The organism is Dyadobacter beijingensis DSM 21582 (genome assembly GCF_000382205.1).
Taxonomy (GTDB): Bacteria; Bacteroidota; Bacteroidia; order Cytophagales; family Spirosomataceae; genus Dyadobacter; species Dyadobacter beijingensis.
In genome coordinates this window covers 631,503-643,838 of record NZ_KB907786.1, presented here as the reverse complement: position 1 = coordinate 643,838, position 12,336 = coordinate 631,503, and the positions used below count along the sequence as shown (strand labels likewise).

The 12,336-nt window shown below is 52.8% G+C and carries 9 protein-coding genes; 4 read left to right on the top strand and 5 right to left on the bottom strand.

Going from position 1 to position 12,336, the window contains the following annotated elements; all coding sequences use genetic code 11:
* Window positions 1-73 precede the first annotated feature (73 nt).
* The gene (locus tag H144_RS0102775) at window positions 74-451 is read left to right on the top strand and encodes a response regulator (RefSeq protein ID WP_019940505.1); all 378 of its coding nucleotides are present in this window, start codon (window positions 74-76) and stop codon (window positions 449-451) included.
* 125 nt (window positions 452-576) lie between these two features.
* Here the strand turns inward: H144_RS0102775 and H144_RS0102770 are convergent, their stop codons facing one another.
* From H144_RS0102770 to pgmB, 3 genes are all read right to left on the bottom strand, one after another.
* On the bottom strand, window positions 577-2,853 hold the full coding sequence (locus H144_RS0102770) for a tetratricopeptide repeat protein (RefSeq protein WP_019940504.1): 2,277 nt from the start codon (window positions 2,851-2,853) through the stop codon (window positions 577-579).
* A gap of 139 nt (window positions 2,854-2,992) precedes the next feature.
* Window positions 2,993-5,308 carry a glycoside hydrolase family 65 protein gene (locus H144_RS0102765; RefSeq protein WP_019940503.1) on the bottom strand — a complete coding sequence of 772 codons (2,316 nt, stop codon included), beginning with the start codon at window positions 5,306-5,308 and terminating at the stop codon, window positions 2,993-2,995.
* Entirely contained in the window at window positions 5,305-5,955 is a 651-nt protein-coding gene (gene pgmB / locus H144_RS0102760; RefSeq protein ID WP_019940502.1) for a beta-phosphoglucomutase, read from the bottom strand. Before pgmB ends, H144_RS0102765 begins: the two co-directional genes overlap by 4 nt.
* Before the next feature lie 132 nt (window positions 5,956-6,087).
* On the opposite strand from pgmB, the gene H144_RS31335 reads away from it, so the two are divergent.
* The 3 genes from H144_RS31335 (at window position 6,088) to H144_RS0102745 (ending at window position 9,861) form a co-directional block, all read left to right on the top strand.
* Entirely contained in the window at window positions 6,088-7,827 is a 1,740-nt protein-coding gene (locus tag H144_RS31335) for an alpha-amylase family protein (RefSeq protein WP_019940501.1), read from the top strand.
* Window positions 7,828-7,956: 129 nt separating this feature from the next.
* Window positions 7,957-8,775: an N-acetylmuramoyl-L-alanine amidase-like domain-containing protein gene (locus H144_RS0102750; RefSeq protein ID WP_026350361.1), complete on the top strand. Its 819-nt coding sequence runs from the start codon at window positions 7,957-7,959 to the stop codon at window positions 8,773-8,775.
* A gap of 6 nt (window positions 8,776-8,781) precedes the next feature.
* The gene (locus H144_RS0102745) at window positions 8,782-9,861 is read left to right on the top strand and encodes a mechanosensitive ion channel family protein (RefSeq protein ID WP_019940499.1); all 1,080 of its coding nucleotides are present in this window, start codon (window positions 8,782-8,784) and stop codon (window positions 9,859-9,861) included.
* 274 nt (window positions 9,862-10,135) lie between these two features.
* Here H144_RS0102745 and H144_RS0102740 read toward each other — a convergent pair whose 3' ends face one another.
* Window positions 10,136-11,506 carry a HAMP domain-containing sensor histidine kinase gene (locus tag H144_RS0102740; RefSeq protein ID WP_019940498.1) on the bottom strand — a complete coding sequence of 457 codons (1,371 nt, stop codon included), beginning with the start codon at window positions 11,504-11,506 and terminating at the stop codon, window positions 10,136-10,138.
* Window positions 11,503-12,180, bottom strand: coding sequence for a response regulator (locus H144_RS0102735; RefSeq protein ID WP_019940497.1), 678 nt, complete (start codon window positions 12,178-12,180; stop codon window positions 11,503-11,505). The genes H144_RS0102740 and H144_RS0102735 overlap by 4 nt, the downstream gene beginning before the upstream one ends.
* Between the last annotated feature and the right edge of the window lie 156 nt (window positions 12,181-12,336).

Sequence of the window (12,336 nt, the reverse complement as noted above, 5' to 3'; positions counted from 1 at the left end):
AAACGCTTATTTGACAGCGCCGGAAAATACCTCCACAACCGATGGCTAGAATTTTTACTTCTCACACAGCGCTATGAAAATTGTTATTATCGAAGATGAAAGGGATTTGGGAGTGTTGATGCGCAATTTTCTTATTAGACAGCTGAATATTAAAACACCTGAGGGATCGGTCCGGGTGGTGGCTTCATTGACAGAAGGCCTTGAGTGCGTAAGGGATATGAGCCCGGATTGGATATTCATAGACAACAACTTACCCGACGGAAAAGGCGTGCAGGCGATCAGGCAAATCCGTGAGGTGCATCCCGATAAACTTACCAAAGTGGTCATGATGAGCGCCATGACAAATTTGAAGGAAGAGGCATTCCGCAACGGGGCGGATTTTTTCCTCGACAAGCCGATCAGCTTCGTGGAAGTCAAGAATATCTTCACACGACCAGCCAGCGACGTTTGATCCGGCTAAACCAAGGACGCTGCCAAATAGTGGAAAAACTTGCATCAATTGGGGATATAGCCCGATTGTCCGTGGAAAATTTTACTCAAGACATTCGATTGAAGGGGTTAAGTCGCGGTAAACTTCTAGAAAAGCACCGGACACTTGGTCCCTGAGCGGTTGCGGCTGCCTGGCATCTTGACCTTCTGGCTGTGGTACCGTACCCTTTTCTTCTTGCTGTTATCAGCCTTTTTCTTCTCGTAAGCGACCAATTTGAAATCATATTCCGGAATGAAGTAATCTTCCTTGTATTCGCTCACCGGCAACGGCATATAATGGCGGCCGGGGAAGCTCAGCACGTCGTATTCGTAGTCGTAAAGGTAAATCGTCACAAAACCGTCGCGACTGTATTTGATACCGATATCCGAAAAAGGGCTATTCTCGTCCGACGACGCCACCAGCCGCATCATTTCCTTCTGCTTGCCTTTCACGAGCACCGTCATATTGTACTGAAAAACCCGGTGCAGCGAGTCGATCTGGATGGCTACGCCGAGGTAATATTTCGCGTCTTTCAGCCGCTCCTGGCCGGCGTACATGACGGCGGTATTGTTCAGTGCGCTTTTGTCCTGGTAGTTCTGATAGCTCAGTTTAGCATCTTCATACCGCTCCATGTAGCGGTATACATTACCCTGGTTGACATTGTAGAACTTCCGGCCCGGCGCGGCGGCCATCGCCAGTTTGAAATCTTCGAATGAACCATCGTATCGCGCATTCGCCTCATTTACCTGGTGTTTCTGGGCGTGCCGGTTACCAATATAGGCTTGCACGATGCCGTGGTTGTTGTGCAGGAACGGGAGCTCCGGCTTCTCGCGTACGAGGCTGTCGAACAGCGCCATCGACTTGTCGAGCTGGTCGTTTTCAAGCAGGGTAACCCCCCAGCCGTTCTGTGCATTCACATTCGCCGGGTTCAGCGACACCGCTTTTTTGAACACCTGATACCCCTTTTTAAACATATCGAAATGCAGGAGCAGGTTACCATAGTTGCTCCACATGCGGTCGTAGCCCTGCTCGTACTGCAATGCCCTGGCCATAAACTGGCCCGCCTCCGAGTACCGTTTCTGATCGATCATGATCCCGCTCAGCCCGGCCAGTGCCTCGTAGCGCGTCGGGTCTAGCTTTACCGCCGTCTGGAAATCTTCCTGGGCCTGGGCGCCCTGCTTAAGATAATATTCGGAGAATGCTTTGGTCACAAACAGGTCGGCGAAGAACTTGTTGTCGGCATTCAGGGCTTTTTCACCCTTTTTGAAATCTTTGAGCGCGAGATCGTAACGCTTCTGCCCGTAATGCGCTACCGCGCGCCCCAGGTATGCGGGCAGGTAGGTGGAGTCTTTCTTAATGACCCTGTCGAAGAGCGTGAAGGCGGTCTGGTACTCGTGCTTGGAAAGGTGGGTATTGGCAATGCCCGATTGCAATGCGGGCGTTTCGCGTTTCAATGTCGATGCGAGCTTGTAGTACCGCTGTGCCTCGCTCGTCTGTTTCAGGCCGTAGCACGAATGCGCCATGCCGAGGTATGCGTCGCCGCGGAATGTACGGTCGTCGGTTTCGAGGTATTTTTCAAAAACGGCTTTCGCCATGCCGAACTGGTTCAGCGAGAGCAAAGCATTTGCGTAGCGGATCTGCGCCTTCGGGTGCGTGCGCGCCACTTTCTCAAAATCTTTCACAGCGCGCTTCTCGTTGCCGGTGCGCATGAAGATGTCGCCTCGTTGGAGGCGGTAGGCCATTTCGTCCTTCTGGCGGATCGCGGCGGTGATCTCGTCCACGGCATCTTCCATCCGCCCGCTATACTTGTGCACCATACCCACATTGAAGTTCCACTTGCCGCCCGTGTTTTTGGCGGAATTGTCGCTCGCGAAGCTGGCCGCTTCCTGGTATTTTTTCTGCTTGCCCAACGTCACCAGGGTGTTCAGCGTCGCTTCGGAGCCACCCGGCGAGGCGGAGAAATCGTTGCGGGCCGCCCCGAACTTGCCCGAGAGCAGGGCAAACAGGCCACGGTTATACCGGAGCTGCGGGTCTTTTTCGCCCAGGTCCAGTTCCTCCATGATATGCAATGCTTTCTGGTAATTACCCGAAAGGGCGAGGACCACCGCCTCATTATTCATCCGCTGCACGGAATCCGAGGGCTGGAATGCGAGCCGGTGGTACGCGGCATAGGCGGCCTGAAGGCTCCTTACACCGCGCTGGTATGCTTCGGTTCGGAGTAATGCGGGATTGTTTTCTTCGAAAGAGCGGTTGAAGACGGGTAGAAGTTCTTTTACAAGCCGCTGGCATTCACCAAAATCCTGCGCTGAAACCTGCTGAGGAACTAACATCCTCAACATCAGCAACATACCTGTCATCACAAGTAAGTAGATTTTCTGTACCATGGGTGCGGTGAATGGCTCAAAAAATACTAACCTACAAGGAATGAGGGAGATTTACAATTATTGCTTTAACCGTTTGCTAAATTTCAGGTAAAATATAATTTTTTAAATAAATAACATTATTTTAAGTAACCCTTGGTAATTAGAGTTGTACGGAAGCCAGAGCACCCACTTCCACCTTCTGATCGTTAATCCATACACGCACAGCCGTTTCTGACGTATTTTCGATCGTTACCACCTGTTTGGAGACCGTAATCTTCAACAAACTTCCCTGATGCCCGATCCGGAACGAATAACCGCCCCATTGCTCCGGAAGATATGGTTTGAACGACAATAGCCCGTCTTTCACGCGCTGGCCTGCGAAGCCTTTCACGACGCTCATCCAGGTACCGGCCATCGAAGTAATATGCAGTCCGTCCTCCGTGTCGTTGTTGTAATCGTCGAGGTCCAGGCGGGCGGTGCGAAGGTACATTTCATAGGCTTTTGCACGCAGCCCCAGCCCGGCGGCGAGTATGGAATGCACGCAGGGCGAAAGAGACGATTCATGCACGGTCATCGGTTCGTAAAATTCGAAATTCCGGCGAATGGTGGCTGCATCGAACTCGTGTTCGAAAAAGTAGAGCCCCTGCAATACATCGGCCTGCTTAATGAAGCATGAGCGTAGGATACGGTCCCACGACCACCGCTGGTTGATCGGCCGCTGTTCGGCAATATCGTTCACGGTGAGCAGCTGCTTGTCCAAAAAGCCCTGCTGCTGCAAATACACCTGCCGTTTGTCGTCGAACGGGTAATGCATATTGTCGACAATGTGCTTCCAGTCGGCGAGTTCGGTGTTGAGCTGGAGGTTGGTTTTGAAAATGACCTCGTTCAGCTTTTTCGAATCCTCTTTCCACAGCTGATCGATCACTTCCAGCGTGTACCGCAGCGTCCAGCAAGCAATGTAGTTGGTGTACCAGTTGTTGTTGACATTGTTTTCGTATTCGTTCGGGCCAGTCACGCCCAGCATGACATACTGCCCCTGCTCCTCCGACCAGTTGACGCGCTGTTTCCAGAACCGCGAAATGCCGATCAGCACTTCCAGCCCCTCGTTGTGGACGTAGCTGTGGTCGCCCGTGTAGCGGGTATAATCGTAAATGGCATAGGCGATGGCCCCGTTCCGGTGGATTTCCTCGAAGGTAATCTCCCATTCGTTATGGCATTCCTCGCCGTTCATCGTCACCATCGGATAAAGCGCGGCGCCGTCGGTAAAACCAAGCTTGGCGGCATTCTCGATCGCTTTCTGCAAATGCTTGTAACGGTACACGAGCAGGTTACGCGCCACCTTCCCGTCGGCAGTGGAAAGGTAGAACGGAATGCAATAGGCTTCGGTGTCCCAGTAGGTACTGCCGCCGTATTTCTCGCCGGTGAAGCCTTTCGGACCGATGTTCAGGCGCTCGTCCTCCCCTGTGTAGGTTTGTCCCAAATGGAAGATATTGAAGCGGATGCCTTGCTGGGCAGCCACATCGCCGGCGATGGTAATGTCGTTTTTCTCCCATTTGGCAGCCCAGGCCTGCACTTGCTCGGCGTACATGCGATCGAAACCCTTTTCGGTAATGCGGGCCAGGTAGGCTTTGGCTTGGGGGATCAGCTCCTCGTGCGCGTAGTTGGCCGACGAGAGGTTTACCGCATATTTAAAAATGGTCAGCTGCTCCCCTTCCCGCACTTCCAGCTGCACTTTGCCGGCCACATACTTGTCCTGGGAGGCATGCTGCACCGTCATATTCACGGGCATGCCGTTCAGTTGAACATCAAACTTCATCCCGGTAGCCACGCGGAACTGCTCTACCTTGTAAGGATTACTTTTCGTTTCGAGTACCAGGTAACCCTCCTGCCCCGACGCTTCGTGCGCGATGCCGTCCCAGAACGACTCGTCGTAGTTCGAATCGCGGTTGCGGATGTTGCCGTCGAGGAATGGGGTAATGGTAAAATTGTCGGTGAAGTTAAGCGGTACCATGCTGTAACTGATTGCCGCGGACTCGTCGTCGGCCATGCTGCAAAAGCGCTTCGAGTGAATGCGCAGCCTGCGCCCGCCCGTAAGCGTGACGGTGGCGGTGCGTTCCAGCACGCCTTCCTTCATATTCAGCACCCGCCGGAATTCCTCGATTTTACAGGTGTTCAAATCGAGCAGTTCGGTACCGACGCGAACCTGGATGCCGGTCCAGTTACAGGCATTAAGTACTTTGGCGAAATAATTGGGATAGCCGTTTTTCCACCAGCCTACCCTTGTTTTATCGGGAAAATATACGCCTGCCACATAGTTACCGAGCAGCGTTTTGCCCGAATAGCCTTCTTCGAAATTGCCCCGCTGGCCCATCCGGCCGTTGCCGAGGCTCATCAGGCTTTCCGTGATTTCATTGTGTTCAGGGTGAAAACCGTCTTCTACGATGCACCATTCGTCGTGCGTAATGTAATTCTTCATATGTTTTCCAATTGCGGCAAACCAAAATTTTCAAAACCGGGGATGACGATATCGGCCTGCGTGAGTACCGATGCTTCCCCTATGCCTACGGCGAGCATTCCGGCCGCTTTGGCCGACTCTATGCCTGCCACTGCATCCTCAAATACAGCGCATTGCGCCGGCGGCACATTCAGGTCGGCGGCGCCCATGAGGAAAACCTGCGGGTCGGGCTTGCCTTTGGTAATGCGGTTGCCATCGACGATCGTGTCGAAATAATGCAGCATATCGATCCGTTCGAGGATCACCTGCGCATTCTTGCTCGCCGAGCCCAGGCCGGTACTTATGTTGTTCGCTTTCAGCTCGTCCAGGAAGCGGCGGACGCCGGGTAAGGCGTCGTCAGGCGTCATTTGCATACATAATTCGAGGTACCGGGTGTTTTTCGCGGCTGCCCTGCGGGCTTTTTCCTCTTCCGACAATTCCACGCCGCCGATCGACAGCACGATTTCCAGCGATTCCATGCGGCTGATGCCTTTTAATCGTTCGTTTTCTTCGCGGGTGAGATCGAAACCGAGGTCCTGCGCCATTTCCCGCCAGGCGATGTAATGGAACTGCGCGGTGTCGACGATCACGCCGTCGAGATCAAAAAGGCAAGCTTGTATTGAGGGCATACTTATCAAATTTAATATCTTGCAAAATAGTAAAAAATAGCAATTTGCCGCGCCAGGGGCAAAATAGAGGGCCTAATGCTCTCCCGAAAACGCCGGGCGCACTTTCTCAGAACTCACAAAAGCCGGAACCAGATGACTGCCGTCAACCAGGATAAATTCATTATATACCAGATCTTTACACGCCTCTTCGGCAACCGCAACCAGACCAACAAACTGTACGGAACGATCGACGAAAATGGCTGCGGGAAGTTCAACGACATCGACGATACGGCGCTGGGCGCATTGAAGGAATTCGGGGTGACGCACCTGTGGTACACGGGCGTGCTCGAACATGCGACGCTCACCGATTACGCGCGATACGGCATCAATCCGGACCATCCGCTGATCGTGAAAGGCATTGCCGGCTCGCCCTACGCCGTGAAGGATTATTACGATGTGGACCCCGACCTGGCCGTCGACGTACCGAACCGCATGGCGGAATTTGAAAACCTCATCGCCCGCACGCATGCGCACGGCCTGAAAGCCATTATCGATTTTATCCCTAACCACGTGGCGCGGCAGTACCATTCCGACATGCGGCCGGAAGGTGTCAAGGATTTCGGCGAGGGAGATGACGATACCATCGCTTTCAGCCCTTCCAACAACTTTTATTACATTCCCAACCACGATTTCGTCGTGCCGGAAGGCCACACACCGCCGCTGCCCGTGACAACGCCTTACCACGAGCGGCCCGCCAAAGCGACGGGTAACGACGTATTCCAGGCCCAGCCGAGCCAGTACGACTGGTACGAGACGGTGAAACTCAATTACGGCGTGGATTACCTCGACGGCCGCACCCGGTACTTCGACCCGATCCCTTCAACCTGGGTTAAAATGCGCGATATTCTCGTGTACTGGGCGCAAAAGGGCGTCGACGGTTTCCGATGCGATATGGCTGAAATGGTGCCGGTGGAATTCTGGGGCTGGGTGATCCCGGAAGTAAAGAAGGCCAACCCGGCGATCATCTTCATTGCGGAGATTTACAACCCGTTTGAATACCGGAATTATATCAATATCGGCCAATTCGATTACCTGTACGATAAGGTGGGGCTGTACAATTCGCTGCGCCGCATTATCGAGGGACATGGCACGGCGGAGGACATTACCCGCATCTGGCAGCACGAATCGGGCGATTTTGCCGAGCATATGCTCCGTTTCCTCGAAAACCACGACGAGCAGCGCATTGCTTCACGGTACTTTGCCGGTAACCCGTGGACGGCCCTGCCGGCTATGGTCCTGAGCGCGACGCTGCATACCGGCCCGTTGATGCTCTATTTCGGTCAGGAGCTGGGCGTAGACCCTACCCAGCAGGAAGGTTTCCAGGGCGAGGACGGCCGCACGACCATTTTCGACTACTGGGGCGTGCCGGAATTCCAGCAATGGGTCAACGGCGGGAAATTCAACGATGAATTGCTTTCGACGGAGCAAAAGACCTTGCGCGATTTTTATCAAAAAATGAATGCATTCGTGCTGGGTAACGAGGCGGTATATGCCGGTGGCTTCTATGATTTGCAATATGTGAATGCGGACGGGCAGTCTGTCAATTACGACAAAACCATCATTTACAGCTATTTACGTCACACCGACAATCAAAAATTATTGTTTGTATACAATTTTGACGAGTCGAGAACCGTAGAAACGACGATCAAAATACCGCAGGATGCCTGGACGAACGTTCTCAAACTGGGCAATACCGGTTCGTATAAACTGAAACCTGTTTTTCCCCTGGAAGTGCCGCAGGTGCAGCTGCGTACGGCCGAGATCACGTCCACCGGCGTGCCCATTGAATTACCGCCGATTTCGGCCTTCGCATTCGAGATCGTGCCGAAGTGAGGGCATTGCTCCCCGCGCTGAATTGCAAAAGGGGCTTTTGATCGTTAATTTTACATGATACCCACCGGCCGGCGCATTCGCCGCCCGATGTTTAAGACCGTAACGTACCCTGTGCTAAAAGATTTCCGTATGATCAGATTTGTCGTGCTTTCCATTTTGTTGCTGAGTTCTGTGGCCTCGTTCGGGCAAGCCGGCCTGCAAAAGACCTTTGTGCAGAAAATGGAACTGCCTGCCACGCCCGATATGGGCACGCAGGTGTTACGGATCAGCGAGTCGTTCCTGGGCACGCCTTATGTGGCTGGTACGCTGGAAGGCAACCCGTCCGAGCGCCTCGTGTGCAAGTTCGACGGCCTCGACTGTACTACATTGGTAGAAAGTGTGATCGCGCTGGCGGTTGCCAAACGGGAGAATTCTTCTTTTGAAGAATATAAAAATGAACTCACCCGGCTGCGCTACCGCGAGGGCGTGATCGACGGCTACCCTTCGCGCCTGCATTACATCCTCGACTGGATGTATGAAAACCAGAAGCGCGGGCGACTGGAAGACATTACCGCCAAGGTTGGCGGCGTGCCTTTCACGAAAGAAATCAATTTTATGACTACCCATGCCAACCTGTACCCTTCCCTCGCGCCGAGCGATGTGTACGAGAAGTTGAAGGAGCAGGAATCGGTCATCAACTCACGCGAGCATAGCTACATTCCCAAAAGCGCCATCCAGAAAGCCGAACCGATGCTGCACGACGGCGACATCGTCGCATTTACATCGTCGGTGGAAGGTCTGGACGTGAACCATATGGGTATTATTTCCAAAGTTGGCAGCCGGGCGTACCTGATCCACGCGTCGCTGACGGGCAAAAAGGTGATCATGACCAACGTTCCCCTGGCCGAATACGTGGCGTCCGTGCCGAAACACACGGGTATGATCGTGGCGCGGCTCAACGATATCTGAAAGTGAATGGATTTTACCGACCTCATTAATTACCGGAATTCCCCCTGGCTCCTGCTGCTCCTCAGCGGAGCTATTGGATTGATTATCAGCATTGTTGTCACCAGCCTCGTCAGGGTGACAGCGAACAAAAGCGAATGGCGGCCATTGCGGTCCATTAGTGAGAACCTGACGAGCGTGCTACATTTCTTTCTCCCGGTCGTATTTATCACGGCGGCGTCCAAAACTTATTCCTACGCCAATCCACAGTACGAATGGGTTTTCGCATTGAGTAAAACAGCGCTTATCGGCATTACGACCTGGCTGATGGCCCGGATCGTGATCATCGTCGAAAAGATCCTGATCGACAAGCTGGACTTCAACTCGCCCGATAACAACCAGGCCAGGCGGCTTTTTACGAAGATCAAATTCATCAAACGCATTGTCGTGATCATGGTCGTCACGATCGGCGTGTCGATATTGCTGCTCAGCTTCGACAGCGTGCGGCAGTACGGCGTGGGTATACTCACATCGGCCGGTATCGCGTCGGTAATCATCGGTTTTGCGGCGCAGAAGTCGCTGGCCAACCTCATGGCCGGCATTCAGATCGCATTTACCCAGCCGATCAAAATCGACGACGTGGTGATCGTGGAAGGCGAATGGGGCCGCATCGAGGAGATCAATCTTACCTATGTAGTGGTGAATATCTGGGACTTGCGCCGCATGGTCCTGCCCATTACCTATTTCATCGAAACGCCTTTCCAGAACTGGACCCGGAATGAAAGCGCATTGACGGGCGCCGCGTTTTTTTACCTTAACTACCATACCCCTGTGCAAAAACTGCGGGAGAAACTGAAAGAAATCCTGGACGGAACCCCGCTGTGGGACGGCCGTGCCTGGGCTTTGCAGGTGACCGATACGCAGGGACAGCTCATGGTCGTGCGCGCACTTATGTCTGCAAGAAATTCCAGCGAAACTTTCGACCTGCGGTGCATTGTACGCGAGAAACTGATCGAATATATTGCCGCCGAGCATCCCGAGGCATTGCCATCGAGCCGTGTGGAAGATGCTGGTGAGATGAAGTTCAAGCTGCCTGATCAGGGGATATAAAAAAATTGGCCTCCGGAAAGTCCGAAGGCCAGTCTTTTCTTACTACTCACCTAACTCAATTTAACTCAATACAGTTTGTCTTTGATATTTTAACCGATCATCGCCGCGTCCAGCTTTTTGAAATACTAAATAATGGCTGGTGAAAACGGTGGAAATGAAAGGATGAAAAGCGCTTTGAAATATAGCGGCACGCTGGCCTCACGAATCGCGTGATCTACATTACAAAGGAGCTTTTTCCTTGTTAAAGAGGCATTAACGCTGAATTAAAAAGGAATTAAAAAGGTGGGAACTTCAAAATGAACGTCGTGCCGGCGCCTAATGCTGACTCCACTTCGATCGTGGCGCCCTGCATATTGATGATGCGTTTGGTAAGGGCGAGCCCGATGCCGTAGCCGGCCTTGCTGATCGTGGACTGGCTGCGGTAGAAGGTGTCGAAAATATACGGCAGCTCGTCCCGCGCGATGCCGATACCCATATCGCGGAAGTAGATAACGATCAGCTTGTTTTTGATTTCGAGGAAAACGTTGCAGGTTTTGTCGGGCGAGTATTTGCAGGCATTGTCCATGAGGTTCAGGAACGCCGTGCGGAGCAGGCTCTCGTCGCCGAAGCGTTTCAGCTGTTCTTCGTCCTCGGGAATTTTGTCGTAATGGATATGGACCTCGTAACCCGGATTTTTCTGCTGAACGGAGGTTTTGGCCTGCCATAGCACCTCGTCGACGCGGATTTTCGAAAAGGTTACCCGGAATGCATTTTCCTCCGTCCGGGCGAGTTCGAGCAGGCGGTTGACGAGCTCGTTCATTTCCTTCGCTTCCGACCAGATTCCTTTCAATGCATCCTGATACTCCGGTGCATTCCGCTCTTTCATCAGACTGAGCTCCGCCTCGCTCATAATGAGCGCCAGCGGTGTGCGCAGCTCGTGCGACGCGTGCGAGACGAAGTTTTTCTGTGCTACAAATGCGATTTCGAGGCGTGTAAGCATCTGGTTGAATGTCTCGGCCAGCAATGCTAGCTCGTCCTTCTCACGCCCTACCCGCACTTTTTCATGCAGGTTACCGGCCGAAATATTGTTCACCTGGTCGATAATGTCGGATACCGGCTTGATAGCATCGTTGGAAAACTGCCAGCCGGCCACGCCCACAAGAACGAGCGACAAAAGCCAGCCTATGAGCAGGATTTCGCGGAGGCGGTTGAGCTGGTTCATCCCCAGATAATCATTGGCGATCACCGCCACGACCCACGGCTTGCGGTGGTCCTGCAAAATATGCCGGATAATGATGACCTCCTTCTTCTGATGTTTTGTATGGATTTCCTTACCCGCCCGCGCCTCGGTGAGCATAGCCCTGGAAAGTGTGAAATTCTCCTTGCCGCTCACGAAAATAATGGAATCGGAGCCGTCGTAGATGGTGATCTCTTCATCGAGCAGGATCGTCTTGTTCTCCTTTTCGATCTTCTCAATATCGGCCTTGCTGATGCCGTGGCTCGCTTCCACGAGCTGGGCGATCGTCTGCCCGCGCTCGTTGAGGAAAGAATGGAACTGCTTTTCGCGGTATTGATCGTAGAAAAAGTAAATGGCAACGCAAAACAGCGCCATAATGGAGCCTACCAGCAAGGTAAACAGCAACGTCAGGCGCGTTTTAATGTTCATTCTTCCTTGAAAATATAACCCATGCCCACCACGGTGTGGATGAGCTTCGTAGGATAATCCTTATCGACTTTTTTACGGAGAAAATTAATGTACACGTCGATCACATTCGTGCCCGTATCAAACCGGATGTCCCACACCTGCTCGGCAATGTCCACGCGCGACACCACGCGCCCGCGGTTACGCATGAGGTATTCGAGCAATGCAAATTCCTTGGCCGTGAGATCAATGCGGTTCCCGCCGCGGCGCGCTACCTTCTCGTCGAGGTTCAGTTCGAGGTCGGCGATGGTGAGTACCTGGCTGGACTGTTCGCGGGCGCTGTTGCGTTGCGAAAGCACTTTAATACGCGCAATCAGTTCGCGGAATTCGAAGGGTTTGACCAAATAATCGTCGCCGCCCGCTTCGAAACCGTCGAGTTTGTCGTCGATGGTGCCCAATGCGGTCAGGAAGAGGATCGGGGTGGAGAGGCCGTCGGCACGGAGCTGTTTGGCGAGGTCGTAGCCGTTGAGCAGCGGCAGGTTTACATCCAGAATGATCACATCGAACCGGTAGTTGGAAGCCATTTTCTTACCGACTTGTCCGTCGTAAGCCAGTTCTACCTCCCACGATTGTTCTTCGAGCCCCCTTTTGAGAAAGCCGGCGAGTTTCGGTTCGTCTTCTACGATAAGTATTTTCATAGGATGAGCAAGCGGTTTAAAGTGCCAAATGTTGCACAGATTTTTTGCTTAAAAAAAGGCTGCCCGAAATATCGGACAGCCTTTTTGTCTATATCCACACCATTAGAACGTTGGCATTTCTCAACATCCCACGTTCCATTATAATGCAAAATATAA